General features: G+C 43.4%; 28 protein-coding genes. 20 read left to right on the forward strand and 8 right to left on the reverse strand.

Annotated features, from left to right (window positions below; translation table 11 throughout):
• Nucleotides 1-145: 145 nt before the first annotated feature.
• The 3 genes from GCHA_RS04040 to GCHA_RS04050 all read right to left on the reverse strand — a co-directional run bounded on the left by GCHA_RS04040 (nucleotide 146) and on the right by GCHA_RS04050 (nucleotide 4,849).
• Nucleotides 146-1,576, reverse strand: coding sequence for an aldehyde dehydrogenase family protein (locus GCHA_RS04040; RefSeq protein WP_007985327.1), 1,431 nt, complete (start codon nucleotides 1,574-1,576; stop codon nucleotides 146-148).
• A gap of 10 nt (nucleotides 1,577-1,586) precedes the next feature.
• Complete coding sequence (locus tag GCHA_RS04045; RefSeq protein WP_007985329.1) at nucleotides 1,587-3,227, reverse strand: acetolactate synthase large subunit; 1,641 nt, start codon at nucleotides 3,225-3,227, stop codon at nucleotides 1,587-1,589.
• A gap of 152 nt (nucleotides 3,228-3,379) precedes the next feature.
• Nucleotides 3,380-4,849, reverse strand: coding sequence for a CYTH domain-containing protein (locus tag GCHA_RS04050; RefSeq protein ID WP_007985331.1), 1,470 nt, complete (start codon nucleotides 4,847-4,849; stop codon nucleotides 3,380-3,382).
• A gap of 158 nt (nucleotides 4,850-5,007) precedes the next feature.
• Between GCHA_RS04050 and GCHA_RS04055 the strand changes: the two genes are divergently transcribed.
• The 13 genes from GCHA_RS04055 (at nucleotide 5,008) to rpoS (ending at nucleotide 15,773) form a co-directional block, all read left to right on the forward strand.
• Complete coding sequence (locus tag GCHA_RS04055) at nucleotides 5,008-5,607, forward strand: TIGR04211 family SH3 domain-containing protein (RefSeq protein ID WP_007985332.1); 600 nt, start codon at nucleotides 5,008-5,010, stop codon at nucleotides 5,605-5,607.
• A 114-nt stretch (nucleotides 5,608-5,721) separates the two neighbouring features.
• Nucleotides 5,722-6,363, forward strand: a complete 642-nt coding sequence (locus tag GCHA_RS04060) for a LysE family translocator (RefSeq protein ID WP_007985335.1) — start codon at nucleotides 5,722-5,724, stop codon at nucleotides 6,361-6,363.
• Between the two features lie 37 nt (nucleotides 6,364-6,400).
• Nucleotides 6,401-6,904 carry a TIGR03546 family protein gene (locus GCHA_RS04065; protein WP_007985336.1) on the forward strand — a complete coding sequence of 168 codons (504 nt, stop codon included), beginning with the start codon at nucleotides 6,401-6,403 and terminating at the stop codon, nucleotides 6,902-6,904.
• A gap of 1 nt (nucleotide 6,905) precedes the next feature.
• Nucleotides 6,906-8,669 carry a TIGR03545 family protein gene (locus GCHA_RS04070; protein WP_007985337.1) on the forward strand — a complete coding sequence of 588 codons (1,764 nt, stop codon included), beginning with the start codon at nucleotides 6,906-6,908 and terminating at the stop codon, nucleotides 8,667-8,669.
• 176 nt (nucleotides 8,670-8,845) lie between these two features.
• Nucleotides 8,846-9,124: a cell division protein FtsB gene (gene ftsB, locus GCHA_RS04075; RefSeq protein WP_007985339.1), complete on the forward strand. Its 279-nt coding sequence runs from the start codon at nucleotides 8,846-8,848 to the stop codon at nucleotides 9,122-9,124.
• A gap of 6 nt (nucleotides 9,125-9,130) precedes the next feature.
• Nucleotides 9,131-9,826, forward strand: coding sequence for a 2-C-methyl-D-erythritol 4-phosphate cytidylyltransferase (gene ispD, locus GCHA_RS04080; RefSeq protein ID WP_083881820.1), 696 nt, complete (start codon nucleotides 9,131-9,133; stop codon nucleotides 9,824-9,826).
• Complete coding sequence (gene ispF, locus GCHA_RS04085; protein ID WP_007985341.1) at nucleotides 9,823-10,311, forward strand: 2-C-methyl-D-erythritol 2,4-cyclodiphosphate synthase; 489 nt, start codon at nucleotides 9,823-9,825, stop codon at nucleotides 10,309-10,311. The genes ispD and ispF overlap by 4 nt, the downstream gene beginning before the upstream one ends.
• Before the next feature lie 5 nt (nucleotides 10,312-10,316).
• A complete protein-coding gene (gene truD / locus GCHA_RS04090; RefSeq protein ID WP_007985342.1) occupies nucleotides 10,317-11,369 on the forward strand; it encodes a tRNA pseudouridine(13) synthase TruD in 1,053 nt (350 codons plus the stop codon).
• Entirely contained in the window at nucleotides 11,366-12,112 is a 747-nt protein-coding gene (gene surE, locus GCHA_RS04095) for a 5'/3'-nucleotidase SurE (protein WP_007985343.1), read from the forward strand. Before truD ends, surE begins: the two co-directional genes overlap by 4 nt.
• An 88-nt stretch (nucleotides 12,113-12,200) precedes the next feature.
• On the forward strand, nucleotides 12,201-12,839 hold the full coding sequence (locus GCHA_RS04100; protein ID WP_007985344.1) for a protein-L-isoaspartate(D-aspartate) O-methyltransferase: 639 nt from the start codon (nucleotides 12,201-12,203) through the stop codon (nucleotides 12,837-12,839).
• Nucleotides 12,840-12,920: 81 nt separating this feature from the next.
• A complete protein-coding gene (locus tag GCHA_RS04105; protein ID WP_007985347.1) occupies nucleotides 12,921-13,862 on the forward strand; it encodes a polyprenyl-phosphate transporter in 942 nt (313 codons plus the stop codon).
• A 40-nt stretch (nucleotides 13,863-13,902) separates the two neighbouring features.
• A complete protein-coding gene (locus GCHA_RS04110; RefSeq protein WP_007985349.1) occupies nucleotides 13,903-14,724 on the forward strand; it encodes a peptidoglycan DD-metalloendopeptidase family protein in 822 nt (273 codons plus the stop codon).
• A 65-nt stretch (nucleotides 14,725-14,789) separates the two neighbouring features.
• Nucleotides 14,790-15,773, forward strand: a complete 984-nt coding sequence (rpoS, locus tag GCHA_RS04115; protein WP_007985352.1) for an RNA polymerase sigma factor RpoS — start codon at nucleotides 14,790-14,792, stop codon at nucleotides 15,771-15,773.
• A gap of 95 nt (nucleotides 15,774-15,868) precedes the next feature.
• Here rpoS and GCHA_RS04120 read toward each other — a convergent pair whose 3' ends face one another.
• Nucleotides 15,869-16,279, reverse strand: coding sequence for a hypothetical protein (locus GCHA_RS04120; RefSeq protein WP_007985353.1), 411 nt, complete (start codon nucleotides 16,277-16,279; stop codon nucleotides 15,869-15,871).
• A gap of 499 nt (nucleotides 16,280-16,778) precedes the next feature.
• On the opposite strand from GCHA_RS04120, the gene GCHA_RS04130 reads away from it, so the two are divergent.
• On the forward strand, nucleotides 16,779-17,588 hold the full coding sequence (locus tag GCHA_RS04130; RefSeq protein WP_007985356.1) for a BPSS1780 family membrane protein: 810 nt from the start codon (nucleotides 16,779-16,781) through the stop codon (nucleotides 17,586-17,588).
• 91 nt (nucleotides 17,589-17,679) lie between these two features.
• Here GCHA_RS04130 and GCHA_RS04135 read toward each other — a convergent pair whose 3' ends face one another.
• On the reverse strand, nucleotides 17,680-18,075 hold the full coding sequence (locus GCHA_RS04135) for a DUF3718 domain-containing protein (protein ID WP_007985358.1): 396 nt from the start codon (nucleotides 18,073-18,075) through the stop codon (nucleotides 17,680-17,682).
• Between the two features lie 227 nt (nucleotides 18,076-18,302).
• On the opposite strand from GCHA_RS04135, the gene GCHA_RS04140 reads away from it, so the two are divergent.
• Nucleotides 18,303-18,635, forward strand: coding sequence for a PBPRA1643 family SWIM/SEC-C metal-binding motif protein (locus GCHA_RS04140; protein WP_007985363.1), 333 nt, complete (start codon nucleotides 18,303-18,305; stop codon nucleotides 18,633-18,635).
• A gap of 72 nt (nucleotides 18,636-18,707) precedes the next feature.
• Here the strand turns inward: GCHA_RS04140 and GCHA_RS04145 are convergent, their stop codons facing one another.
• Nucleotides 18,708-19,460, reverse strand: a complete 753-nt coding sequence (locus tag GCHA_RS04145; protein WP_007985365.1) for a phosphatase — start codon at nucleotides 19,458-19,460, stop codon at nucleotides 18,708-18,710.
• 328 nt (nucleotides 19,461-19,788) lie between these two features.
• Here GCHA_RS04145 and GCHA_RS04150 point away from each other — a divergent pair, with 328 nt between their 5' ends.
• The 3 genes from GCHA_RS04150 to GCHA_RS04160 all read left to right on the forward strand — a co-directional run bounded on the left by GCHA_RS04150 (nucleotide 19,789) and on the right by GCHA_RS04160 (nucleotide 21,025).
• Nucleotides 19,789-20,226 (forward strand): nucleoside deaminase, encoded by a 438-nt coding sequence (locus GCHA_RS04150; protein ID WP_007985368.1) that lies wholly within the window; start codon nucleotides 19,789-19,791, stop codon nucleotides 20,224-20,226.
• Between the two features lie 120 nt (nucleotides 20,227-20,346).
• Nucleotides 20,347-20,811 carry a hypothetical protein gene (locus GCHA_RS04155; RefSeq protein ID WP_007985369.1) on the forward strand — a complete coding sequence of 155 codons (465 nt, stop codon included), beginning with the start codon at nucleotides 20,347-20,349 and terminating at the stop codon, nucleotides 20,809-20,811.
• A 1-nt stretch (nucleotide 20,812) separates the two neighbouring features.
• Nucleotides 20,813-21,025, forward strand: coding sequence for a helix-turn-helix transcriptional regulator (locus GCHA_RS04160; RefSeq protein ID WP_006992993.1), 213 nt, complete (start codon nucleotides 20,813-20,815; stop codon nucleotides 21,023-21,025).
• A 131-nt stretch (nucleotides 21,026-21,156) separates the two neighbouring features.
• Here GCHA_RS04160 and GCHA_RS04165 read toward each other — a convergent pair whose 3' ends face one another.
• Nucleotides 21,157-22,719: a bifunctional GNAT family N-acetyltransferase/carbon-nitrogen hydrolase family protein gene (locus tag GCHA_RS04165; RefSeq protein WP_013754793.1), complete on the reverse strand. Its 1,563-nt coding sequence runs from the start codon at nucleotides 22,717-22,719 to the stop codon at nucleotides 21,157-21,159.
• Nucleotides 22,720-23,221: 502 nt separating this feature from the next.
• Here GCHA_RS04165 and speA point away from each other — a divergent pair.
• Nucleotides 23,222-25,144: a biosynthetic arginine decarboxylase gene (gene speA, locus GCHA_RS04170; protein ID WP_007985380.1), complete on the forward strand. Its 1,923-nt coding sequence runs from the start codon at nucleotides 23,222-23,224 to the stop codon at nucleotides 25,142-25,144.
• Nucleotides 25,145-25,481: 337 nt separating this feature from the next.
• On the opposite strand, the gene GCHA_RS04175 is transcribed toward speA, so the two are convergent.
• Complete coding sequence (locus GCHA_RS04175; protein ID WP_007985382.1) at nucleotides 25,482-26,615, reverse strand: serine hydrolase domain-containing protein; 1,134 nt, start codon at nucleotides 26,613-26,615, stop codon at nucleotides 25,482-25,484.
• 5 nt (nucleotides 26,616-26,620) lie between these two features.
• Between GCHA_RS04175 and GCHA_RS22945 the strand changes: the two genes are divergently transcribed.
• Entirely contained in the window at nucleotides 26,621-26,773 is a 153-nt protein-coding gene (locus GCHA_RS22945) for a hypothetical protein (RefSeq protein ID WP_007985384.1), read from the forward strand.
• The last annotated feature ends 1 nt before the right edge of the window (nucleotide 26,774 follow it).

Below are 26,774 nucleotides of genomic sequence, written 5' to 3' on the forward strand. Positions count from 1 at the left end.
AACTATTCATTCAGTCATGCGCCTTGTTTAAGCCCTTTTAAACTCTCGCTGAGTGATCACTTATTAACGTGGAATGGTATTAAACGCCGCAGACATAAAAAAGGCGTCTATTGACGCCTTAATATCGTTAAGCAATGAACTAAGCCTATTGCGGTGTTCTTAACACCATTAAGCGTATTTCAGTCATGTCGTCCATGGCGTAAGTGATGCCCTCACGCCCTAAGCCTGATTCTTTCACACCGCCGTACGGCATGTTATCGACTCGCCAGCTCGGAACGTCGCCAATGACTACACCGCCGACATCTAACTCGTCCCATGCTTTATGGGCTTTATAGATATCACGAGTAAAAATACCAGCCTGTAAACCAAATTGGCTATTGTTCACTTCTTTTAATGCGTCATCAAAATCACTGAACGAACTGATGATAGATACAGGGCCAAAGGCCTCTTCTGCGTTAACGGTTGCATCGTGCGCAACGCCTTCAAGCAATGTAGCTTGTAACATAGCGCCATCGCGTTTACCGCCGGCTAACAAGGTCGCCCCGCCTTTAACCGCGTCTTGGATCCAGTTATCTAAGCGCTTGGCTTCCGACTCAGAAATCATAGGGCCGATAAAGGTATCTTCTTCAAGAGGATCACCGTGAACGAGATTGGCCACTTTTTCTGTGTAACGCTGTTTGAACTCGCTATACAGTTTTTCATGAACCAATATGCGCTGCACACTGATACAGCTTTGTCCTGATTGATAGTAAGCACCAAATATAATGCGTTCAATAGCATCATCAAGGTCGGTGTCTTCGTCTACTACGCAGGCAGCATTACCGCCTAATTCTAAGATGACTGGTTTCTTACCTGCTTTGGCTTTCAAATCCCAGCCCACTTGAGGCGAGCCTGTAAAGCTAAGCAATTTGAAGCGCTCGTCAGTGGTAAATAAATCAGCACCGTCACGGCTACAAGGCAAGATTGAAAACGCACCTTCTGGTAAATCTGTTTCAGCTAAAATTTCACCGATGATAATCGCGCCAAGTGGCGTACGGCTAGCCGGTTTCATCACAAAGGCGCAGCCTACCGCGAGCGCAGGAGCGATTTTATGGGCGGCCAAATTCAAGGGGAAGTTAAACGGTGAAATAAACGAACATGGACCAATTGGCACGTGTTTATATTGGCCTTGGTAACCTTTGGCTCGCGGGGTAATTTCTAAATTGAGCACTTCGCCTTTCATACGCACAGACTCTTCTGCGGCGATTCTGAAGGTATCAATTAAACGCGTAACTTCGCCACGAGCATCTTTAATCGGCTTACCGGCTTCTATGCATAAGGCATGGGCCAATTCATCAAAACGTTCTTCAAAGCGCTTCACGCAATGATTTAAAATTTCTTGGCGCTCGTAAGGAGCCATTTTGTTCAGCAAGGGTTGCGCTTTTTCAGCGGCAGCAATCGCTTGGTCAATCACCTCAGCATCTGCTAACGCTGCATAGGTCGCTACCTCTCCCGTGTATTTGTTGGTGATTTCTAAATCACGATTGGCATACACTGCTTTACTGGCAAGGTAGTAGGGATATTCTTTAGCTAACATACTGTCCTCCTTATAACTGTTGACTACGTTCACGAAGTGTTTCGTTCAACGTTTGATCATTAAGGCTATAATCAACTGGCACATCAATGACATGAACGCCAGGTTCGGACAAACAAGATTTCACCAGTGGCAAAATCTCTTCTGCCGCTTCTACTCTCCAACCTTTTGCACCATAGCTCTCAGCGTATTTTACGAAGTCAGGGTTGCCGTAATCCAAACCGTAGTTAGCAAACTGCATATTGGCTTGCTTCCACTTGATCATGCCATAAGCATCATCTCTTAGGATGATGACGACTATGTGTAAATTCAACCGCACGGCTGTTTCTAACTCTTGACTGTTCATCATAAAGCCGCCATCACCACAGACAGTCAACACGGGTTTATCAGGGTGAACCATCTTCGCCGCCATAGCTGATGGCAAGCCTGCGCCCATTGTTGCTAATGCGTTGTCTAGCAGTAACGTATTGGTCAGGGCTGCGGGATAATTGCGCGCGAACCAAATTTTATATACGCCGTTATCTAACGTGACAATGCCGTCGCGCGGCATGGCCTCGCGAATATCTTTAACAAACCGCTCAGGTAAAACAGGGAAGCGGTCATCATTTTCGCTTTCTGCTTTATGATCTAGATAGGCTTGGTGGACCTTTTTAAAGAAGCCAAATTCCCACGCACTTTGCTGTTGAATTTGTTCTTTAATCTGCCAAATACTATTGGCGATATCGCCCACAACTTCTAATTGCGGGAAGTAAACAGGGTCAACTGCAGCAGGCTCAAAATTGATATGAATAACTTCTCGTCCACCGTGTTTCATGAAAAACGGCGGTTTTTCTACAACGTCATGACCAACGTTAATAATCAAGTCTGAACTATCGATAACGCGGTGTACAAAGTCACCAGAAGACAGCGCTGTGTTACCCATGAACAACTCATGGGATTCATCTAATACGCCTTTACCCATCTGCGTGGTCACATAAGGAATACCGGTTTTTTCAACGAACTCTTTGAGCATTTTTGAAGTGAGTTTACGGTTTGCTCCCGCACCTATTAACAACAGTGGCGAGCGCGCGGCTTCGATCATCTCAATAGCTTTATTAATCGCTTTGTATTCTGCAATAGGGCGACGTGAAGTGCTTGGCTTAAGCAATTGTGCTTGAGTGGCCTCGGCGGCAATATCTTCAGGCAGTTCAATATGCGTTGCGCCTGGGCGTTCTTCATGGGCAAGACGAAATGCTTCACGCACCACAGATGGAATGCGGTCACCACTCACAACTTGAGTGGTGTATTTGGTAATCGAGCGCATCATGTCGACAACATCAATTACCTGAAAGCGCCCTTGCTTACTGGTTTTAACCGGTTTTTGCCCTGTTATCATCAACATGGGCATGGCGCCTAACTGCGCGTAAGCACCAGGTGTAACTAAGTTAGTGGCCCCTGGGCCTAAGGTAGACAAGCACACGCCCACTTTACCGGTTAATCGACCATAAGTAGCCGCCATAAAACCCGCCCCTTGCTCATGACGTGTCAAAACTAATTTAATGTCTGAGTCACGCAAAGATTCCAGTAAATCTAGATTTTCTTCACCAGGAATACCAAAAATATATTCAACACCTTCTGCCTCGAGGGCTTTAACAAATAAATCTGACGCTTTCATTTCATCTCCACTTTGCTATTAGACGTACTAGTGGCCTAGCACACTAGTTACGTAGGTTGATATCACCGTTTTTCATATAATCGTAGATAAACTGGGTATTGACGTTAGCATGCCAATTAATACAAAAGGTTAAAGTTCTAAAAATCGATTACTTAAATCGATTCATTATTAGCGCACCATGCCAGCAGCGCTTGTTCAATCTTCGGGTCTAACCTTAGTACTTGCTCTTCAAGCAGGTTTTTCAATGCTTTACACATGGTTATTTTGTCTTCACGACGAAAAACGGACCAAGGATTAATGTCACTTTGTAACGCCCTTTCTAAAATTAACTCCCCCCATAGGACCTTGCACGCAGCAAGTTTATTACGGCTTTGTACTACGTTTTCTTCATCGGTTAAAAGTGCATCAGTAATAAATTGCTGCAACGCGCTATGCGTTGACTGCTTTTTGCCGTGCGTAGCCATTTGCGCAGTGCGCGCGCCCTCCTCTTTCGCCACATCCATACAAAAAGCGCCTAACGATAACTGCACGCGCATGTTTTCGAGGTTAGCAAGTACATCGTTGAGCATAGTCAGCAGATTACGGTTCTCTATGAACTCGTTTAGTTGAAGATTCACAACTGCATGGTGCGGCACTTCATTTAGTTCAAGGAAATGATGAGCCTGCATATACTGCGCAGCTAATAGAGTGTCTGTTTGTTGGTAGTGCATGAGCAAGCTGCTTAGTTTCTTCTGAAGCGCTAACACATCCGCTGCAGGGGCACTTTCATCTGTCTCAGCCGATGCAGATGTGACAAATGACGATTGATAAACGGCGATTATTTCTTGCACCAAAGAGATACCTGCTCGCATGGTACGCCAGTCATCAATGTTTTGGCTTTGATAAAACGCAGCCTCGCCTTGCTGCCATACTGATAATGCTTGCTCCAGAGCTGAAACCGCATTCTCAATTAAAGGTTTATCAGGAAACGCATTAAAGTGTGTTGGCGGCTCATACTGTTCATCAGCGCGATTATCAGCCAATTGATAACCTCTCGCTGCTTTTGACTGCAATCCGAAACGCAAAGGGGTGACATTAACAAGTTGCTTAGCCAACTCGAAAAGTTGACGCGGATCACCACTTTTTAGCTCTAGTTCGATTTCACAAATATCAACCTGTCTGCCATTTGCGGTAATCTTGCCGATGTCAAAAACCAATTCTATCTGAGTAGTGTTATCCCATGTTATCAGGTAGGTATGGCGCAAAAAATCAGTTGAAAACATCGTGTACAGCTGACTTTCAAGCTCAGCAACATCAATGCTCTGGGGCCATATTTCAAGCTCAAATAGGTCTAGCTTTAAATCTGGCGTTGACAGCGGCACGTTATATTCTGGCCGCTGATGCATACCAGCAATGACACGGCCCTTTGTTTTTACGGTTTGTTCAAACTCACCGTTGTGCCCTCTTATGCGCAGACCAATATCATGTTTGCGCAATGTACGCTGTGGTGTCTCAAAGTAGTCATTTCGTAGTTGCTTCCCCGGAAAAACCCTGTAATTTAGGGTGCTTTGCCTTAACCAAGTTGAAATATCTTGTTGTGCGCTGGGTGTTGCAAGCAACTTTAATTCAATTTCTATGTCCATAGTGACTGTCATTTAATTTTTTAAAAAAGTACCTTACCTTTCCCCTTTGTGCAGTACAACGCAAAGGTCTTGGTAAAAGACTAATCCGGTTCGCCTCTTGCCTTTCATATAGCAAGGCCATAAGATCGAGCCAGACATTCAGAGACTATATATTTATTATGCTAAAGCGATTTTTAATCAGTGTTACCTGCGCCTTATTTTTGTTGCCTATATCACAGGCAAATGCCCAACAATCTCAGGGGGAAACTCAGTATATTTCAGATGATTTATTCACCTTCTTACATTCAGGGCCGGGCAGAAACTACCGTATTCTTGGCTCAGTGGTGGCAGGAACAGAAGTCAAAGTTTTGCAAACTGACAGCGACAGTAACTACGTTGAAATCGTAGACGATAAAGATCGTACTGGGTGGGTTGACGGTGAGTTTGTAAGTCCTGAAAAAAGCTTACGAGAATTGGTACCTGGCTTGCAACAACAGCTTGCTGATGCAACCCGCAGTAACAACGCCCAACAAGGCGAAAATGACAGTTTACGCCAGCAATTTTCTGAGTTACAAGCGCAAAACAATACCTTAACTAAGCAACTCAAAACACTAGAAGAACAAAATGCTGATTTCAGTCAGAAACTCGATGCTGCTGATCAAACAGCGAAAATGCAGTGGTTTACGCGAGGTGGTATTGTAGCGCTTATCAGTTTGATTTTAGGGGTAATAATCGCTTATCTACCGAAAAAACGGCGTAAAAGTGACACCTGGATGTAGAGTTTACCTCATCGACTAAAGCCGCCAAATGGCGGCTTTTTTGCACTCTCTTTTACATTTTTTTTCGCATTTATTTGCACTACATCAGGCCCGTATTAATTTAAGGAAATGAGTATGCCCTCCATGGATATATTGCTGTCTTTTTCACTTGCAGCTTTGTTACTCAGCCTTTCCCCAGGCCCCTCTAATTTGTACATTATGGCACGCAGCATTAGCCAAGGGCATAACGCTGGGCTCGCGGCTGCCGGCGGAATGGCGGTGGGCTCATTCGTTTATGTGTTAGCAACAGCGTTCGGCTTAGCCGCCATCTTTATTTACTTTCCTTTGGCATTTATGCTGTTAAAGCTAGCCGGAGCGGCGTATCTGCTTTACCTAGGCTGGTTATATTTATTTCGTCATAAGCCCGACGAAAAAGGTAAACCAAGAGTGACAGTCATGTCGATTCCGCGTATTTTTATGCAAAGTATATTCGTTGAACTGACAAACCCTAAAACAGCATTGTTTTTTATCGCTTTTTTACCACAATTTATTAAGCAAGATAGCGGGTCAGTGATCCTACAGTTTGCCATTTTGGGCGGCATATACGCACTCATCGCTTTTATGTGTGATGTGTGTGTGGCTATGCTTGCGGGTAAATTAGGGCTATGGCTTAACCGCTATCCAGCCTTTGAAGTTTGGCAAAATAGATTAAGCGGTGGGCTGCTTTTTTCATTGGGCAGCTATATCGCGATAGATGAACTAGTTGGTCGCAACTGAGTCGTAAAAATAACGTTACTAATACAAGGACTTATCTATGCAACTTTTAGCAAAATTACTAAAGGCATTGAACTCGGACGACAGCCCTTGGCAACTGGCTTTTGGTGTCATGTTAGGGATGATCATGGGGCTTACCCCTTTTTGGGGTTTACACAGCCTTCTTATTCTATTCATTGTGCTGTTTTTACGAGTCAATCTTAGTACCTTCTTGCTCGCTTATGCACTTTTCTCAGGGCTAACATTACTGTTGAATCCTTTCATGTCAGGCATGGGTGAGTCTTTGCTCGTCTCGACTGATTTAAACGCCATGTGGACAGGGCTATACAACTCCACGTTTGGTCAACTCACGCAGTTTTACCATACCCTTACCTTAGGCAGCTTACTCTTTAGCTTGATGCTAGCGCCCTTTATTTTAGTCATCAGTAAAATATTAGTCGTGCAATATCGTGTGCGCTTTATGCAGTGGGTGAACAAATTAAAGTTAGTGCAGTTCCTTAAAGGAAGCCGAATCTATCAAATTTATCAGACGTTAGGAGAGTAGCATGCAGAAATTGATTCGTTGGCAAGGGCTTATCGCTTTCTTCGTTGTGACTGGGCTTATTGCTGCCATTATCATCGTATTTTTGGATTTTTGGATTAAGCTTGCAGCGGTTAAAACCCTAGAGTCCACCACGGGGGCTGAGGTCAATATTGCACAAGTAAACCATACTTTTTCTCCTTTTGGTGTCACCTTTACAGGTATCCAATTAACGGATCCGGCTACGCCAACGCAAAACCAAGCTCAAGCTGATGAAGTCACCGCTAAGATCGAACTCGCCCCATTGTTATTGCGCAAAGTCATCATCAATGATTTAACCATCAGTGGTGTGCAGTTTGCCCAACCAAGAGAATCAGAAGGAGCAGTTTATCGCACCGCAAAAGCCGCAATTAAAGAAGAATTGCAGGAAGCCTTCGATCCTAAAAACTTACCTAGCGTTGACGAAATACTGGAAAAATCACCGCTTAAAACCACCAGAGCCGTTGAAGAAACCCAAGCTGCATATCAAAAACACAGCGAAATATTAAAAGAAAGATACGCGCAACTCCCTAGCAAAGACGCCTTAGAGAATTACAAGAAACGGGTTGAAGCGATTACCAATACGGATTACAAAAATCCGCTTGAACTGGCAAAAGCCAAAGAAGAATTTGATGCTTTGCGCGAAGAAATTAAAGAGGACAAAGCTAAACTTACCGCATTTAAAGACGCCGCCAGTGAAGCAAAAGCCGATATGGCTCCACGCTTAGCAGAACTAAAGGCCGCCCCTGGAGAAGATTACGCTCAACTGCAGGCGGTGATTGCCGGCGATCAAGGAGCAATTCAAGATGTCACCACAATGGTGTTTGGCGAAAAAGCCGGTGAGTTCAGCCATTACGTGCTAAGTGCCTACGATTTAGCCGCACCCATGTTAGCGAAAAGCAAAGAAGAGCAAGCCGAAGAAGAAGCCTACAATGGCCGCTGGATTGCGTTTGATGACACAGCCGCACTACCGGATTTTTTAGTGCGAAAAGCTGATATATCCGTTACATGGCGCAGTGAAAGTGTGCTTAGTGTTTGGCGCGACATCACCAATCAGCATGATAAAATTGGCCGCCCTACAACTTTCAAGGTGGACTCAAGTGTCAGCTCACTATGGCAGTCATTGCAACTAAACGGCGATTTTTATTTAAATGACACTGGCGTAAAAGCCAATCAGGATTGGAATTTGCGCGGTTTAGCCTTATCTGATATTTCATTATTAGAACAAGAAAAATTATCGTCTACGTTACTCAAGGGTTTATTGTCTAGTTCAGGTAAAGCCAGCATTAATAAAAATGTGATTTCAGGTACGGGCAATGCTGCCCTTAGTCAGTTGAACCTAGCCGCGACTGGAAGTAACAACTTGACGCAAGTCATTGCTGAAACATTAGCTGGGCTGAGCAATTTGACCATTAATTCAGATATTGGTGGTACATTAGGCGATCTCGATCTGAGCGTGAGTTCTGATTTAGACAAGCAATTGACCGCAGTAATGTTGAACAATTTAACGGGTGAACAAAGCAGTAAATTAGGTGAGCTGAAACAGAAACTGAACGCTAAAATTGAAGGGCCTTTAGGGGCAACTGATTCAGAAATGGACCAGTGGCTTGACTGGGAAAAGGTCGCGGATGGCGATTTGAGTAGCATACAAAGCATGCTTGATAGTAAATTAAACAGCGTCGTTGATAACAAAAAAGACGAATTAACAGACAAGTTAAAAGATAAACTCAAAGGTAAGTTATTTAACTAGCCATATATGTGTTTTGTGACTCTTCAAGTAAGGTCAGCACGATTAGCTGGCCTTTTCGCTTGCCATCTATTAGGTACGGTGAGCAAGCACTAGCCGCGATGAAAAAACCTCGGCATAATACCTGCCAATTGACGATTGAATAACACCCCTAACCCATAAAAAAGGAGCCGACAAAAATGAAAGTAGTCCCTATACTCCTTTTCGTTCTGTTGGCTGCACTACAATATCGATTATGGTTTGGTAAAAACAGTATTCCCGAATATGTTGCGATGGAAAAATCAGTAGCCGAACAAGCTAAGCAAAACGCTGGGTTGCTACAACGCAACAACTTACTTAAAGCAGATATAAAAGATCTTAAAATTGGCCTTGAAGCCGTAGAAGAACGAGCAAGAAACGAGTTAGGCTTAATCAAACAAGGTGAGACGTTCTACCGAATACTCCCAAGCGAAGAATAATTAACCATGTCATCTCTTCCCCAATATACCGTAGTTGTACCCGCCGCTGGGATAGGGCAGCGTATGCAAGCCGACAGACCCAAACAGTATTTGACTATCGCTGGGAAAACGATTTTAGAACATACCCTAAACAACCTGTACGCGCACCCACAGATCAAGCAAGTTATTGTCGCCCTGAGCCCTGAAGATGAGTACTTTAGCCAATTACCCCTTGCTAACCAACCTTGGGTAAAGCGTGTACATGGCGGCAGCGAACGTGCTGACTCAGTATTAGCCGGGCTTGATAGCATACAAGATGAAGATTGGGTATTAGTGCATGACGCCGCCCGCCCTTGCTTAGCCCATGACGACCTAAGCAAATTGTTAGCGATTGCAACACATTCTCCCCACGGAGCCATACTCGCCTACCGCGCACGAGACACGATGAAACGCGGTAGCTCATCACAAGCAATCTTACATACTGAATGTCGTGATAATTTATGGCACGCATTAACCCCACAGTTTTTCCCCCTGAACTTGTTGCGCAGTGCCTTAACGAGCGCACTGAAACAAAAAGTGCAGATTACCGATGAAGCATCCGCGATAGAGTGGGCTCAAGGTAAAGTACATTTGGTTGAAGGGCGAAGCAGTAATATTAAAGTCACCCAACCAGAGGACTTACAATTGGCCGAGTTTTATTTACAACACAAGGTAGCCTTATGAACTTACGCATAGGCCATGGGTACGACGTACACAAATTTGGCGATAGCGGCCCAATTACGATTTGCGGTGTGAAAATCGAACACGAACAAGGCTTATTAGCCCACTCTGACGGCGATGTAGCTTTGCATGCACTATGCGATGCATTATTAGGCGCACTCGCTCTTGGCGATATAGGCAAACATTTCCCTGATACTGATGCACAGTTTAAAGGTGCGGATAGTCGCGAACTATTACGTCACGTCATGACACTCGTTCAGCAACAAGGTTACCAAATCGGCAACTTGGATTTAACCATAGTGGCGCAAGCACCCAAAATGTCGCCGCATATTCAAGCAATGCGAGAAAACATCAGTCAAGATGTCAACGCCAAGCTAAACCAAGTGAATGTTAAAGCCACGACGACTGAAAAGTTAGGTTTTGCTGGCCGCAAAGAGGGAATCGCTTGCTACGCCGTAGTGTTACTCAATCAGGTTGAGACGGTTTAGATTTAATGCAGATTAACCAATGGCACTACCTACATAGCGAACCCGAAGCTAGGGGAACATTCAAACAGCAACCCGAAGATTTCATCGTCCAGGAAATACTTGGCTACAAACCCCTTGGTGAAGGCGAGCATATTTATCTATGGGTAAGAAAAGAAGGCTTAAATACTGCCTACCTAGCAGAACAGATCGCTAAGTTTGCTCAGCTGCCATTGCGCGCTGTCACCTATGCTGGGCGCAAAGACAAACACTCAGTCAGTGAGCAGTGGTTTGGGGTACATAAACCCGGTAAAGCTGAGTATGACTGGTCAAAACTTGGCGTACCCGGTGCAACAGTCCTAAAAGCTGTTCGCCACAATAAGAAGTTGCGAACGGGTGTGTTAAAAGGTAATAAATTTACCATTTTGTTGCGTGATGTCATAAAGACAGATGCACTGGAAAAGCGCATCGAACAAGTGAATGTAAGCGGCGCACCAAATTATTACGGTCCCCAGCGCTTTGGGGACAGCCGTTACGATCCCAAAGGCAGTAACTTGGTGCTAGCAGAAAAAATGCTCGAAGGTGAAACCATTCGTAACCGCAATAAACGTTCGATGGCGATTTCTGCGCTGCGCTCATGGTTGTTCAATGAAGTACTCAGCGAGCGTATTGCCGCCGGTTATTTCAATCAACCACTGGAAGGTGATGTGATGTCACTGGCAGGCAACGCCAGTTATTTCGTCAGTGAGCATATCGATGAGACAATCAATCAGCGGTTAGCCGACCGAGACATCTATATATCAGCGCCGTTATGGGGCAAAGGTGAGCTTGCATCCACAGATTCAGCGTTAGCGCTTGAAAAAAGTGTGATTAGCAAGCACCCCAAAGTCAGCAAAACACTAGCGGATTTAGGTTTAGAACAAGAACGGCGCCCTATTATTTTGTATCCAAGCAATCTCACCTGGACTTGGCAGCAAAATAACCTGCGTATCGCCTTCGATTTACCCTCAGGCACTTTTGCTACGTCCATTTTGCGGGAGATTTTACATATTGAATCAATCGATACAGGTAGCAGCGAATGAGAATTCTATTAAGCAACGATGATGGCGTTTTCGCTCAAGGGCTAGCTGAGCTATATAACGAACTTAAAGAAGACCATGAATTAACGGTCATCGCACCGGATCGCAATTGCAGCGGTGCGAGCAACGCTTTGTCACTTCAGCAGCCACTGCGTATGGAGCAAATGCAAAGCGGATTCTTCGCAGTCAATGGCACACCTTCTGACTGTGTACATGTGGGCGTTAATAGCTTTTTACAGCAAGATCCTGAGCTTGTTATTTCTGGCATTAACCACGGTGCGAATTTGGGTGACGACGTGATTTATTCAGGCACGGTTGCAGCGGCAACCGAAGGCAGATACATGGGCTTACCTGCTATTGCTGTATCGCTCTGTGCCCACACAAGTGATAACTTTATCAGCGCAGCCAAGTATGTGCGTCGTATCGTCACGCATCTGCAAGCGCACCCATTAGCTGCCGACCAAATCTTGAACGTTAATGTACCTGATTTACCCTTTGACGAGATTAAAGGGATAAAAGTGACACGACAAGGCAGAAGGCACCGTGCAAAAACAATGATTAAGGATACCGACCCAAGAGGAAAAACCATTTATTGGTATGGTCCTGTTGGCGAAGAGCAAGATGCAGGGCCAGGGACCGACTTTAATGCAATAAGTGAAGGCTACTGTTCAGTAACGCCTTTATCAGTTGATATGACCGCTCATCAATCTATGGAAGATGTGCGACAATGGATTACAAAAATATAATGATTAGAAACAGAATAGCGCGCGCTTTAAAGCGTTATCACTGTTCACCATTTGGCATTAACAACACACACGTTGGATAAACAGTTACATGAGAGTTTCTTCACGCAAAGGGGAAAGCCTAGCCCAGCTATTAAAACAAGAAGGCATAGTAAACGCATCAGTGTTAAATGCTGTGGCATGTACGCCCAGAGAATTGTTTTTGCCTGATGCATTGCGCCATAAAGCGTATCAAAATACTGCTTTACCTATTGGTCAAGGGCAAACCATATCGCAACCATACATAGTTGCCAAAATGACCGAGTTGCTTTTAGCATCAAGCAATGCGCCCAAAGCGGTATTAGAAATTGGCACAGGTTCAGGGTATCAAACCGCTATTTTGGCTCAGCTCTTTGATAAAGTGTTCAGTGTTGAACGGATCAAAAGTTTGCAGTTTCAAGCTAAGCGCAGAATGAACCAATTAGATCTACACAATGTCTCTATGAAGCATGGAGACGGCTGGCAGGGCTGGTCCAGTAAAGGCCCTTTTGATGCCATTATTGTCACCGCCGCCGCTAGCCAAGTTCCCACAAAATTAGTAGAACAGCTCAATGACGGTGGCCGTTTGATTATTCCTGTTGGTGAACAAAGCCAGCAACTTCATTGTATCACCCGTGAAGGGAATGAATTTAACGAGAAAATCATTGAAGCAGTACGCTTTGTGCCGCTTGTGGCTGGTGACATTATTTAATGTTTCATCGGCTAACGAGCAGGCTTAATTAAATTAACAGCTCAAAATGACTGAATAACCTCAGGGATTGATTAAAACATAATGCAAACTAAACGATCATGGCGAGAGACCTTAGCACTAGCTGCCAAGGGCATGTTAATGGGTGCAGCCGATGCAGTACCTGGCGTTTCTGGCGGTACAATCGCGTTTATTACCGGTATATATGAAGAACTTATATTTTCCTTGAAACAGTGCGGCCCTGAAGCGTTAACAGTGCTTTTTCGTCAAGGCATTTCAGCCGCGTGGAAGCACGTCAATGGCGCATTTCTACTGACCTTATTGCTCGGTGTTATGTTTAGTATTTTCACTGTATCAAGACTGGTTTTATATTGGCTCGATGCTTATCCGGTGATGTTATGGTCATTTTTCTTTGGCTTAATATTGGCCGCTATCTGGTCCTTAGTGCGACATATTGAAAAATGGGATATCAAAACTAGCGCCTTCTTTTTGTTTGGCACACTTGCGGCTTATTTGATTACCATGATCCCGCCGAGCGCTATTGAGCCGACCAACTTGTTTGTATTCTTATCCGGTATGTTAGCCATTTGCGCAATGATTTTGCCCGGCATATCAGGCAGCTTTATCCTGTTACTCTTGGGCATGTATACCCCTATCCTAACCGCTATCAAAAACCTTGAAATCGCTACGTTAGCCTTGTTTGCCGTTGGCTGTGTGTTCGGTTTATTGAGTTTTTCACGCGTATTAAACTGGATGTTCAGCACTCATCGCACACTAACCTTAGCCTTACTAGGCGGTTTTATGCTTGGGTCATTAAACAAAGTATGGCCGTGGAAGCAAACATTGGAATCGACAGTGAACAGTCATGGCAAGACAATCCCGCTAGTGCAAGAGAATATCCTACCTGGCACATTTGAAATGATAACAAATCAGCCATCTTATTTATGGTACGCCATCACACTGACCTTTTTGGGTGCAGGCGCAGTGTTATTACTTGAAAAGGTAGGTTCAACACCTCGGGAGTGAGCTTGCTAACCTTGAATATTCTTATGGGCATTTCAAAGGTATGAGAAGAAAAGCACTTACATTGCTTACTCTTATGCTGTGCATTAGCTTAGCGGCTTGTTCGGGTCGCAAAGCACCTGCGCCTATCACTGAGCTTTATCAAGGTAAAACCTTTCGCGATGTGCAAAAGTCTTCCTATCACTCTCAAATCTACACTGTCGAAAAAGGCGATACGCTTTATTCAATTTCGTGGAAGAGTGGACAAAATTACCAAGATATCGCACACTTAAACAATATTAGACCTCCGTATAACATCTTCCCTGGCCAACGCTTAACGCTCAAAAAACCATCAAGGTCAATCAGCAAAAAGTCTAATAATCGTACTGGTCTGAGTTCAAATTTAAAAACAAATCAAGCAGTTGACCCCCCTAAAAAGCAGGCGTATGGTGGTTCTAACACCACTGTTAAAAAAGAGGTAACTGCCTCTTCCAGCAGTAAGTTTCCGAACAAAATCACGGCTTGGCTATGGCCGACTAAGCATTCTGTTTCACGTGGATTTGCTAACACAGAACACGGTAACAAAGGTTTAGATTTCAACGGGAACTTAGGTTCACCAATTTTGGCGGCCGCTGCAGGCAAAGTTGTTTACACAGGGGATGCCCTGCGTGGATATGGAAAGCTGGTTATTGTAAAGCATTCAGATTCATTTTTGAGCGCCTACGCCCATAACGACAGCATTCTGGTTAAAGAACAACAGTGGGTTAGGGCAGGACAAAAAATAGCGACCATGGGCAAAAGCGGTTCCGACACAGTTAAACTTCATTTTGAAGTGCGCTACAAGGGCCAATCTGTAGACCCCTCGCGTTATCTGCCTAAACGATAATAACAATAAATAATTATAAGAAAACAGGAGAAGTCTAGGAATTAGTTATAGCTAAGGAGTCACCCATGAGTCATCAAAACAGCGCTACCATAGAATTAGATCTTGTCGACGACATCGAAGAAGCCGTTGAAAAAGAATTAGTAAAAGCAGAGAAAGAGTCTGAAGACACCTTCAAAGATATCGTCTCTAGCAAAGATGCCCCGAGTAAGAATCTCGATGCCACCCAATTGTACCTCGGTGAAATTGGCTTTTCTCCACTGCTATCAGCAGAAGAGGAAGTATATTTTTCACGCCGAGCCCTCAAAGGCGACGAAGCCTCCCGACAACGCATGATTGTCAGTAACCTGCGATTAGTCGTCAAAATAGCAAGACGCTACAACAACCGAGGGTTGGCTCTACTCGACCTAGTTGAAGAAGGTAATTTAGGTCTTATCAGAGCAGTCGAAAAATTCGATCCTGAGCGTGGATTTCGTTTTTCTACCTATGCGACATGGTGGATACGTCAAACGATTGAACGAGCGATAATGAACCAAACTCGCACTATTCGTTTACCCATTCATGTGGTGAAAGAGCTAAATGTTTATTTGCGTACTTCTCGCGAGTTAGCACAAAAATTAGATCATGAACCTACCGCAGAAGAAATCGCCGAAGCAGTGCAAAGACCTGTTGCAGATGTGACAAAAATGCTTCGCTTGAATGAACGTATTACGTCTGTTGATACCCCTATCGGCAGTGATAATGACAATGTATTGCTTGACATTATTGCTGATGACAATGGTCACGATCCTGAAGAAGACTTACAGGATAAAAACGTGAAATTGAGCATTGTCGGCTGGTTGGAAGATTTAAACCCTAAACAACGTGAAGTACTCGCGAGACGCTTTGGTTTGTTGGGTTATGAACCTTCAACCCTTGAAGATGTGGGTGTAGAAATTGGCTTAACGCGAGAGCGCGTTCGCCAAATTCAAGTTGAGGCCCTGCGTAGGCTCAAAGACATGTTAGGGCACAAAGGGCTAAGCCTAGAGTCTCTGTTTAATCAGTTGGCTTAAACCTTCTTTTAACAGCACCAAACAAAAATGCCGCTCTTAAAAAAGAGCGGCATTTTTAACTGCTAAATTATTCTATCGAAACAGCGTGCCTGTCATTAGCACTCAGTGTCGTCTGAGTCCATTTGAGATTTAGCATCTTCGCAAGCATCTTCCATCGCGTTTGCTGCATCAGTTTTCATTTCGTTCGCTTTGTCTTTGCTTTTCTCCATCCACTCAGACGCTTTATCTTTACTATCTTCGTAGGCTTCTTTTGTCGCTTCTTTAGCATCGTCATATGCATCAGCGGCTTCTTCTTTAGCGTCTGCGTACGCGTCAGATGCTTCAGCTTTTGCGTCTTCAAATGCTTCTTTAGATTTTTCGTTGGCAGATTCCATTTTCTCTTTACTGGTTTGTACTGCAGAGTCTACTTTCTCGCCAGTAGTTGGCTCTTTCTTCTCGCTGCATGCAGCAAGAGATAATGATGCAATAAAGATCACCGCGGCTGTTTTAGTAAATGTATTTTTCATTTTCGTTCCTTAAATTTACACTGCTCGAATATTCAAGCGATTTAGTATAACTCTCACTAAGGTACTCACCATAAAGACGATTAGACCCAAGTAACAGATTATTTTACCAAGACCATGCACTGCTCCTTCTAACATAGTCACTTTTCGCAATGTTAGCAGCGTGGTCAAAGCACACACTATGATGACGAAGAAATACATGCTTGTCTCCTGTATTTTACCGTGCTGCGACCTAACTAAAGTATGAGACTACAAAGGACTCCTAGTTATAGAGGTCGGTAAGGTTGATTTATATTTAACTTGTAGCTATTTCCATGCCAGACTGTAATCTACTGAAATTTATAGAGTTTCCCTATCAACACCGTTTCACGGTTTTGTAAATGTGGGACATTAGCAACACCGAGTTACAACATATGGCTCCTTTTCGTCTTGTTCTTGAACATTCCCTTTGACAGGATAGGCTAGCGCCTTTTTAATAATTAACACTGAGAGTAATGTTTATATGCAATCGTCTTCATCTTTACCTTCGTCACCTAAGCGTGAAGAGTATCGTTTAGTTTTTCCTAAGGTATGTAAAACGAAAGACGTCATTTCATGGCTACGCGAAGGAAAGCTGCATTTTAAGCGCTACCCAGGTGCTTGGGTGACCTGCATACTGATTTGGTTCGTTTTCTCGCTTCTTATGTCTGTGATCCCTATCGTTGGGCAACTTGCAGGGGGGCTACTCAATTATGTCTTTATCGCAGGCTTGATGCTGGGATGCTATGAATCAGCAGCGGACAAACCGTTCACTAGTCAGTATATGTTTGCTGGTTTTAAACATAACCTATCTAAGTTAGTTGGCCTAGGCGTGGTTAGTATGCTGGTCTCAGGTTTAATTATGTGGATAACCCTAGGTGACACATATATGGCCATGTTAACTGAAAACATGGAAGCATTGCCCGCGGACTTCGATGTAAATAATCTAGCGATCTCCGTATTAATCGCAACGCTATTGCTTATTCCGTTAATGATGGCCTTGTGGTTTGCTCCGGTTCTAATTATTCGCCACGATTTATCTATTTTTGCAGCGTTAAGGCTGAGCTTTGTAGCCTGCTTTTTAAATACACTACCTTTTTTCATGTACGGCTTAATTTTATTACCCATGTTCCTTTTCGGCATGTTTACACTTGGGCTAGGTTTTCTAATCGTCTTGCCGGTAATGTTGGTTAGTATTTACGCCTCTTATGTTCAAATCTTTCTGGAGCCGGTGGATGCGGTCGAACAAGGCATAAATGATGACCCAGACCAAGAGGCAAATGAAAGTGAATAGCGACAGCTGAATCGCACATTAGATACAAAAAGCGGCTCCTGTAGAGCCGCTTTTTTATAAGTACTGTTCCGTTATAGAATAAATTTAGTGCTTAAATTCGCTCGTTCAAAACATTCGCGATAGGTGATGTCATTAACTTACGTTCTGACACCCATGCGCGTAACGTTTTACCATCGCTTTCTGCTGCGTTTAGCAAACTTTTTGGCATCTTTTTAATCATAAGCTCACCCGTTTCCAACGCATTGTTTAAAAATGCAATTCTTATCAAGCTTTCGCCTTCACAACTAATGCCCGTATAGTAATCTTGCAGTTTCAAGCGATAATCACTCTCTACTTTCTTCATTTTTTTGCGAAGTTCACTTTTGTCATCTGCTTTGACAATAGTGCAAATATTTTGCAAATCTTCAGCGACACCTGCCTGCGCAGAGGACAAAACTGAAGCATAAGCAATAGCGACAACAGCAGTGATTTTCAGAGATTTCAGCATGAGTATTCCTAAGGTTAAAATGAGTCTTGCTCAGATGGCGCGGATTAAACAGCAATAAGCATGGCGAAGAAATAACCAGCGAAATACATGGGTATATTTATTGATACTTTTGCTGAATGCACACAACTTGGGTAAAAAAATCACCGTGATGTAAATGCAATAATAAATAGGGACTTGGAGGAAAGCCTGCTAAAATCTGCGGCCATTTTTTGCTAGTAGGAAGCATCATGTCTAAGTTTTTCTTTAAGGGCCGCATCGATCCAAGGGAAAAATACCAACGCTTTGGTTACAACACCCAGCGTAAAACGAAACTCGGTAGCGAAAATGCTCCCTTAGCAATACAAGTACAGACACCTGAAAGAGAAAGCGAGTTACGCGCTGTACTTCAACAACATAATCTTTATGCTGAGATTACTCTTGACCCAGATCAGCCAGAGAATACACTCCAGCTTGATACCTTGTTACAACTACCAGGCACTCAAACGTTCGCTAAAACGCCGAGTCGGAACGATCCATGCCTGTGTGGTAGTGGTAAAAAATATAAAAAATGTTGCGGCTAATACCTTAGCGCACGACAAGCGATATGTTTTAAGAGGAAATTCTAAAACCAGCGTTTAAATGACTTCTTTGAATTAAAGTGTTGCTAACCAGTCCTGTAATTCAGCAACAACAGACTTATTGTGCTGACCAAGAAACTCAACGAATCGATGCGCATCACGGTTGACAACACGTTCCATAGGAAAACCGACTTCTTTGGCGCTTGCCATACTTGACGTGTCGTTTCCTACGTCAAAGGCTACATGAGCATCACTTGAAAAAACAACCTTCCAATCAAGTTGGTCTGTTATTTCCAGGACTTGTTTACAATTTGGTGCACTTCCAGAGCGTGAGCCTTTGAAAGAACTATTGTTGATTTCTAGCACTACATTATTGTCTTTTGCAGCGCGGATCACTTCAGCAATATCAATTGGAAAATTAGGATTACCTGGGTGACCAATAATTTGAATGTCACCCGTCTCGATGGTCTTAATCATAGCTTGGGTATTCTGTGCCTTGCTCTGCGGGGCAAAAACGGGCTCATGAAAACTTGCTATCGCAAAATCTAAAAATGGATGAAGCCCGTTAGGGATATCATGACCGCCTTTTGGCGGCATAATATTCGCCTCAATCGCACGCAAAATGGCTATACCATCGACAAAGCGCGGCAATACATGGCGATTTCCGAAGTGCCAAGGGTGAGGAGAATCAGGCATAGTGGGGCCATGTTCAGTTAGTGAAAACATTTGCATGCCTTTCAGCTTGGCCTGTACTGCATATTCCTGCACTGTGCTGTAAGCGTGTGTGCTCGCAACGGTGTGAGAATGGGTATCAACTAAAAGTGTCATTCTATCCTCCTAATGTTTACATCATAATAACGGCGCCCCGTGACAGTTTTCTTAAACGATTCATCGAAATGTTAGATCACAAGCGCGAAGGGAAAGTGAGACGATTTTCTTATAACGAGTAAATATTTCGACAATGCTGCGAAATAACTGAGGCGTAACAGACGATAAATAGTACCACACACAAGCCCTATTCTTTTTCATAAAGCGTGTCCAGATATTTCAGCATCATGTAAGGTAAGGGTAAATTTAAGACCAGTCACAGAAGTCCTAAATAACGACGCTATGACTAATCAAACGAAATAACACTAAATAAAAATATGAGGGCTTTATGGACAAATTTATGCAGGCGGCAATAGATGAAGCGAAACAAGGGCTAGCCGAAGGTGGCATACCTATTGGCTCTGTGCTTGTATATCAAGACGAGATTATCGGACGCGGACACAATAGGCGCGTACAAAGTGGCAGCCCCATTTTGCATGGTGAAATGGATGCGCTTGAGAATGCAGGGCGTCAGCCAGCAAGCGTATATAAGGCGTCGACCCTATACACCACATTATCACCGTGCAGCATGTGTAGCGGCACAATTCTTCTGTATGGCATTCCTAAGGTGGTCATCGGTGAAAATAAAACATTCCAAGGGGAGGAATCTTTGTTGAAATCGAGAGGGGTTAACATTGACCTAGTCCACAGCCAAGAGTGTATCGATTTAATGAATGACTTTATTCGCGATAAGCCTGAATTATGGAATGAAGACATAGGTGAGTAGCAATAGAGGTGCGAATAACAAACCCCATGAATGAAATATAGAACCAAAAGTTAAAAATACTTTACTTTAAGTTTATTCAATATTATTCTGACTGCCTATTCCAACAATGGGCTATTTATCATGTCATTCAAAGAAAAGAGTATATGGATATCCTTGATATCGACAGTATGTATTTTTGGTTATTATTTTTTAAATCTTCAAGGGCTCGGCTCACTCCCCATAGAAAAGGCCAACAACATCGCGGCTAAATTAATCGTAAAAGCCGTTTTGATGACCATCTTTGTTGAGGTGATTTTACATATTGTTGTAGCGATATTTTCACCGCAAGATGCGCAAGAAGCAGAGGACGAAAGAGACAAATTTTATCAAATGAAAGCAAATAGCATTGGGTACACTATCCTAATTTTGGGTGTCATAGTGACCCTAGGACATATATTATTAGGAGCGATTTTACCTGAGATAGCTGAAGCACATTTTGCCGCAACTTTTCCGCTTTTAAGTGCTCACATTTTATTATTCAGTTTTATCATTTCCGAAGTGGCTCGTTTTTCAAGCCAAGTGTTTTTCTATAGAAAAGGGGCCTAAAGTGGCCAATGTTCCCATTAAAAATAAAATCCGCGAACTGCGTTTTTTTGCTGATGAAATGACGCAAAAAGAGCTAGCAGAACTGGTCGGTGTCACACGACAAACGATCATGGCGATTGAAAAAAGTAAGTATTCACCAACGTTAGAAGTTGCCTTTAAAATCGCAGAAGTTTTTGGTCAATCATTAGAAGAGGTATTTCAATATGAAGGGTAGAAAAGTAAGAAGTTAGCCTATACTAACCTCCCCTCTCGATTAATCGTTTTACTCCCCCAAAGTTTAGCCGAGAAATGTCAGCATAGAAAACGTACCTCCTATGCTGACAACCTATGAAAGTAAATGCTTACTTACTTTGGGCCCTTCCATTTAACTTCGTATAGGTCTCGGCGGCGATCTAAGTAATTTCGTACCGAACCTTCGTTTTTCAACTGCTTGAGCTTGTCAAAATCTAAGTCTACGATCAGGGTCATTTCTGTATTTGGTGTTGTCTCAGATACAATGGCATCATGAGGAAACGAAAAGTCAGAAGGTGAAAAAACGGCTGTTTGTCCATACTGAATGTCCACATTATCCACTTTAGGCAAGTTGCCTACACTGCCGGCAATAGCAACATAACATTCATTCTCAATTGCTCTGGCTTGTGAGCAACGACGAACACGTAAGTAGCCGTTTTTAGTATCTGTCCAAAACGGTACGAACAAGATTTGAATGTCCTGTTCCGCCAAAATTCTTCCTAATTCAGGAAACTCCACATCGTAGCAAATGAGTATGCCTACTTTGCCAAAATCTGTGTCGAACGCTTGAAGTTGATTACCGCCTTGCATGATCCAATCTTTCTTTTCATGAGGTGTCGGATGCAACTTATATTGGCTTTCAACTCGCCCGTCTCGATGGCAAAAATAGCTCACATTATATAATTCATTCTCCTCAATCACAGGAACTGATCCTGCTATCACATTGATATTGTATGAAACAGCTAAACGGGAAATTTCAGTGAGGATCTCATCTGTGTAAGTCGCTAAATTCCATATCGCATCGATAGACGTATCTGCTTGCTTGATACCCATTAACGGAGCATTAAAAAACTCAGGAAACAGAGCCACATCACATTTGTAATCTGACAAGGCATCAATAAAATACTCCACCTGCTGAAGCAATTCAGGCACGTCATTGAAATAACGCATTTGCCATTGAATACAGCCTATTCGAGCAGAGTTGCGTTGACTACCCAACAACTCTGGCTCTTCAGGGTCGTAATAAATATTGTGCCACTGCAAAAGCGTAGCGTACCCACGAGAAGCTTTGTCTTCAGGGAAATACGCTTTTAGCAATTGTTTAACTTCAAAACCATTAGACAACTGAAAGGTTAAAATAGGGTCGTGTATGTCTTTTGACTTAACCAGCTCCACATATTCGTATGGTGACATCTGAGCCGCATATTTGGTGTAGTTGGGGATCCGCCCCCCCGCCACAATAGATTTCAAATTGAGATTACGACACACTTCTTTGCGTGCTTCATATAAACGGCGTCCTAAGCGCAGGCCACGATATTCAGGAGAAACGAATAGGTCCACTCCGTACAGTACATCTCCTTTGGGATCGTGCGTTGACATGTAGGCATCGCCGGTAATGTCTTCGTATGTATGTTTGTCACCAAACTTGTCATAGTCAATGATGACCGAAATGGCAGCCGCTACGACTTTGCCCTTATCTTCTATACAAATTTGTCCTTCAGGAAAAACATTCAGTTGAGACTGAAAGTTTTTCAAAGGCCAAGCACCACCCACCTGTGAATAGACGATGTCCATTAACTCCTTAACATCAGCATAATCATCTATGGTTAGATGGCGTAATTCCAGAATATGTTCAGGGTCTTCCATGGAAGGTGTAGAGCAATTATTATCATGCATAAGCTTACCGAGAGGCTCCGTTTTGATTACTTTTTAGCAAGAACAACCTGTACTAGCACAGATGTTTCGTCAAGTAATGATTGTTGTTACTACAAATTATTATTGGTCTTATACCAATTACAATAGCTATGACCATGTAGGTTAAAACCTACTTTACATAATTAGCAGGTATAACCATTATTTCATCTTGGTTTTCCACATGACCGTGAGCAAATAACACGCCACCGTGCGAACGCAAGCGAGAATAGCTGCATACCGCGGGTTCGTGATAACGTACGTTTGATATAGATGGAATTCACAAATACTAACGGCCGAAGTGCAGTTGCATATTAGAGCGAGCTGAGCTTTGGTGTATATTTTTGCAGTAAAAATCAACATTTTTTACCGTCTACTAATTAACCAAATAAAGAATTTATTAAACTGTCTTCAGCACCATAGCGTTGAAGATATTTGTTCACTATAATGCGCGACTTTAACGTCCCTAAACTAGGTAATATTGCTAATGGCAGAACAATCAGATTGGACAATCGATGATGCAGAGCGCGTTTACGGCGTAAAGCGTTGGGGTGCAGGTTACTTCGAAATTGGGTCAAACGGTAATCTTAAAATTACCCCCGATCTTTCAAATAAGAATATGCGTATCGACTTCCAATCCGTCATCGAGGAAATTAAGCAAGAAGGTATTCAATTTCCTGTTGTTGTGCGCTTTCACGATATTTTGCGCTCGCAAGTGGCATGCCTGAATCAAACGTTTATCGATACCATCGAAGAAGCCCAATACCAGGGTAAATACATGGGCGTTTATCCGGTGAAAGTTAACCAAATGCGTGAAGTGGTTGAAGAGATAGTAGATGCGGGTGCGCCGTTTAACTACGGGCTTGAAGCTGGCTCAAAAGCCGAGTTGATCACCGTTATGGCGTACAATACCAATATTGACTCTCTTACTATTCTAAACGGCTACAAAGACGCTGAGTTTATGCGTTTGGCATTGTTAGGCCGCAAGCTTGGCCGCAAAATGATCGTCGTCATTGAAAAATACTCAGAGCTTGGCTTGCTCGTCGATGCCGCAAAGCAATTAAATGTTATGCCTATTATCGGTTTTCGCTCAAAAATGACCGTCAAAGGCAGAGGTAAATGGGAAAGCTCAGGTGGTGACCGTGCCAAGTTTGGCTTAACAACCAGCGAAATGATTTGCGCCGCACGTTACCTAGAAAGCCAAGGTATGGGCGAGTGTTTAAAATTGTTGCACTTCCACATTGGTAGTCAGTTAACAGACATTCGTGCAGTAAAAGAAGCCATCAGTGAAGGCGGGCGTATTTATGCCGAAATGCACCGTATGGGCTTTAAATTAGAATACGTCGATGTTGGCGGCGGTTTAGGTATCGATTATGACGGCAGCCAGTCGACCAACGATTCATCCCGCAATTACACCATGGAAGAGTACGTAGCCGATGTGGTTTATGGCATGCGCGAAGTGTGCGATCTAGAAGGTGTGCCGCACCCTACCCTCGTCAGCGAAAGTGGTCGTGCTATCACGGCTCACCACAGTTGCGTGGTTGCTCAAGTCGTTGGTGAAATTCGCGCAAACAGTGCTGAACTACCAACCGACCCGCTACCGAATGATCACGTGTTGCTAAACAACATGCGTGAGTTAGCACAAAGTGTCGACTCGCAAGACAATCTACAAGAAATTTTCAATGATGCATCTCAATGGAAAGAGCACGCTGTCGGTGCTTTCAAGCTGCGTGTTATTTCATTAGAAGAGCTAGGTAAAATTGAAACCTTGTATTGGCAAATCATGGTGAAATTGCAGTATCGATTGAAAGACGCAGAGTTTGTTCCTGAAGAACTACAGGAATTAGACTACAACTTGTCGTCGCAGTATTTATGCAATTTCTCAGTGTTCCAATCTGCTGCTGATACCTGGGCTATTGACCAAGTATTGCCAGTCGTGCCCATTGCACGCATGAACGAAAAACCCACGGTTAATTGTTCACTTGTCGACATAACCTGTGACAGCGACGGTAAACTGGATCAATTTGTTGTTGATCACGGTATTTCTGACGTATTGCCCATGCCGCCTCTTAAAAAAGGGGAAGACTATTATTTAGGTTTATTCCTAACGGGTGCTTACCAAGATGTAATGGGTGACATGCACAATCTGTTTGGTCGCTTAAACGAAGTACATATTTTTGGTGACGATGACGACCCTGAAGACTTCTACATTGAAGAAATGGTCAAGGGCTCGTCAGTACAAGATGTGCTTTCTATCATGCAATATAACCCTGATGCGATGGCACAGTCTGTGAAACGTATGATAGACCAACACATATCAAGTGGCGCAATGAAACCACGTGAAGCAGTAAAATGGACTGACTTTTACGAAGATTGCTTAAAAGGCTACACCTACTTAAAAACCAACTAATACCATTCCACGTTAATAAGTGGTCACTCAGCGAGAGTTTAAAAGGGCTTAAACAAGGCGCATGACTGAATGAATAGTTGTTCTCTTTCGAAGTCATGCAACGCAGTGTAAGCCCTTTCAAAACTCGCCTGCAAGGAATGCCTCAGCGGCTTTTGCTCTGCGTTCTCACTATTTGAAAGGGAACAACCATTACTACATAGTGACGCCTTAATCAAAAACCGCTGGACGCATTCTGAGACGGTCACTTATTAATGCGGATTGGTATAAGATTAGCGCAAACAAAAAGCCCGGTTTCGACAGTGTCGAAACCGGGCTTTTTCATTTTAGATAAGAGACACTACTTTGCTGCTAATTTCTGCTGGTCGTCATAATGTTTAAAATAGCTGGCCCAAAAATCAGCGGTAAAATCATTTATCAGATTAGATTCCGCATTCATTAACATGAAATAACCGACTTTCTGATCTGGGGCAAACGCTACGGCAGCTCGATACCCTTTTACCCAACCACCATGGTAATTCAGTCTATGCCCATCGAAATCATAAACACGCCAACCGAGCCCGTAATGAGCATCTTTTAAATATCGCTGCCATAAACGTCTATGCATTTCACGTTTTGTTTTAACTCGAGGCTGAGTAACCTGATCGATAATTTGCGGCCCAATCACATTGGGTTGTTCACCCAATAATGCCCCAACCCACTTCACCATATCGGCGCCACTGGCATTCACACCTGCTGCGGGCGAGAATCGGTAGTAATCTTCATTCACCTTAACACTACGCCATTTATTTTTGGCGATAGCAACATGGGGTTTCGCCCATGAGTCTGCCGCGACAAGGCCGTCACGCCCTACACTCGCCCCTTTCATGCTCAATGGGCGCAGAACTTCGCTTTCTAGCTGCTCACCATAAGAGGTGTTATTTTCTTGAAAGTATTCTTCGATTACACCGAAGAGCGTGTTTTGGTAGGTGTAGCACTCACCAGGCGAACATAAAGGCTTTAAATCAGTGAGCATGCTAAGTACACGTTTTACCGGATAGTTAGCCTCAATTAAATTGTCATAAGCATTAGGTGAAAAGCCGCTCGACTGCCCCACAATATGCGCTAACTGCAAATTTTTGCTGTTATCGAATGAATATTCGCTGGTCATTTTCTTGACAGGGGTTTGCCAACTAAGTTTGTTTTCATCGACCATTTTCGCCATCAAAATAGAGGTGAACGTTTTCGACACTGACGCCAAACGGAACACAGTTTGCGGTGTAATCGCGCTTCCGTTGTTGGCTGTTTTACCAGATACCACCATTTTAGCGGGCTTACCTTCCTCTATAAAGGCGAACAAATAGCCAGGAACGCGTTGCTTCGCTGTTTTGGTTTTTACCCGCTTAGCGAAATCGTCTAACCACTCTTCGCCACTAGCACTAGAGTAAATTAAGTTCGAAAAAATGAGGCTTATCAATAAGAAAGATTTAAACACGTGAAATGAACAACTCCAAAGTAGTGGTGATTAACATAAACTTCCTCTTATTGGCGGTGGATGACGATGGAAAAAACGGCCGAGTATTATCAGCTGTATTCCCTATGAAATTCAACAAGCAATTATTCTTTGCCAGTTTTAATACCAATCCGCATTAAT

It is taken from the genome of Paraglaciecola chathamensis S18K6 (assembly GCA_000314955.1).
Lineage (GTDB): Bacteria > Pseudomonadota > Gammaproteobacteria > Enterobacterales > Alteromonadaceae > Paraglaciecola > Paraglaciecola chathamensis.

Excerpts from the sequence above, each read along its gene's own strand:
- GCHA_RS04040 (WP_007985327.1), bottom strand. The coding sequence starts at position 1,576 with ATGTTAGCTAAAGAATATCCCTACTACCTTGCCAGTAAAGCAGTGTAT.
- GCHA_RS04045 (WP_007985329.1), bottom strand. The coding sequence starts at position 3,227 with ATGAAAGCGTCAGATTTATTTGTTAAAGCCCTCGAGGCAGAAGGTGTT.
- GCHA_RS04050 (WP_007985331.1), bottom strand. The coding sequence starts at position 4,849 with ATGGACATAGAAATTGAATTAAAGTTGCTTGCAACACCCAGCGCACAA.
- GCHA_RS04055 (WP_007985332.1), top strand. The coding sequence starts at position 5,008 with ATGCTAAAGCGATTTTTAATCAGTGTTACCTGCGCCTTATTTTTGTTG.
- GCHA_RS04060 (WP_007985335.1), top strand. The coding sequence starts at position 5,722 with ATGCCCTCCATGGATATATTGCTGTCTTTTTCACTTGCAGCTTTGTTA.
- GCHA_RS04065 (WP_007985336.1), top strand. The coding sequence starts at position 6,401 with ATGCAACTTTTAGCAAAATTACTAAAGGCATTGAACTCGGACGACAGC.
- GCHA_RS04070 (WP_007985337.1), top strand. The coding sequence starts at position 6,906 with ATGCAGAAATTGATTCGTTGGCAAGGGCTTATCGCTTTCTTCGTTGTG.
- ftsB (WP_007985339.1), top strand. The coding sequence starts at position 8,846 with ATGAAAGTAGTCCCTATACTCCTTTTCGTTCTGTTGGCTGCACTACAA.
- ispD (WP_083881820.1), top strand. The coding sequence starts at position 9,131 with ATGTCATCTCTTCCCCAATATACCGTAGTTGTACCCGCCGCTGGGATA.
- ispF (WP_007985341.1), top strand. The coding sequence starts at position 9,823 with ATGAACTTACGCATAGGCCATGGGTACGACGTACACAAATTTGGCGAT.
- truD (WP_007985342.1), top strand. The coding sequence starts at position 10,317 with ATGCAGATTAACCAATGGCACTACCTACATAGCGAACCCGAAGCTAGG.
- surE (WP_007985343.1), top strand. The coding sequence starts at position 11,366 with ATGAGAATTCTATTAAGCAACGATGATGGCGTTTTCGCTCAAGGGCTA.
- GCHA_RS04100 (WP_007985344.1), top strand. The coding sequence starts at position 12,201 with ATGAGAGTTTCTTCACGCAAAGGGGAAAGCCTAGCCCAGCTATTAAAA.
- GCHA_RS04105 (WP_007985347.1), top strand. The coding sequence starts at position 12,921 with ATGCAAACTAAACGATCATGGCGAGAGACCTTAGCACTAGCTGCCAAG.
- GCHA_RS04110 (WP_007985349.1), top strand. The coding sequence starts at position 13,903 with ATGAGAAGAAAAGCACTTACATTGCTTACTCTTATGCTGTGCATTAGC.
- rpoS (WP_007985352.1), top strand. The coding sequence starts at position 14,790 with ATGAGTCATCAAAACAGCGCTACCATAGAATTAGATCTTGTCGACGAC.
- GCHA_RS04120 (WP_007985353.1), bottom strand. The coding sequence starts at position 16,279 with ATGAAAAATACATTTACTAAAACAGCCGCGGTGATCTTTATTGCATCA.
- GCHA_RS04130 (WP_007985356.1), top strand. The coding sequence starts at position 16,779 with ATGCAATCGTCTTCATCTTTACCTTCGTCACCTAAGCGTGAAGAGTAT.
- GCHA_RS04135 (WP_007985358.1), bottom strand. The coding sequence starts at position 18,075 with ATGCTGAAATCTCTGAAAATCACTGCTGTTGTCGCTATTGCTTATGCT.
- GCHA_RS04140 (WP_007985363.1), top strand. The coding sequence starts at position 18,303 with ATGTCTAAGTTTTTCTTTAAGGGCCGCATCGATCCAAGGGAAAAATAC.
- GCHA_RS04145 (WP_007985365.1), bottom strand. The coding sequence starts at position 19,460 with ATGACACTTTTAGTTGATACCCATTCTCACACCGTTGCGAGCACACAC.
- GCHA_RS04150 (WP_007985368.1), top strand. The coding sequence starts at position 19,789 with ATGGACAAATTTATGCAGGCGGCAATAGATGAAGCGAAACAAGGGCTA.
- GCHA_RS04155 (WP_007985369.1), top strand. The coding sequence starts at position 20,347 with ATGTCATTCAAAGAAAAGAGTATATGGATATCCTTGATATCGACAGTA.
- GCHA_RS04165 (WP_013754793.1), bottom strand. The coding sequence starts at position 22,719 with ATGCATGATAATAATTGCTCTACACCTTCCATGGAAGACCCTGAACAT.
- speA (WP_007985380.1), top strand. The coding sequence starts at position 23,222 with ATGGCAGAACAATCAGATTGGACAATCGATGATGCAGAGCGCGTTTAC.
- GCHA_RS22945 (WP_007985384.1), top strand. The coding sequence starts at position 26,621 with ATGAACAACTCCAAAGTAGTGGTGATTAACATAAACTTCCTCTTATTG.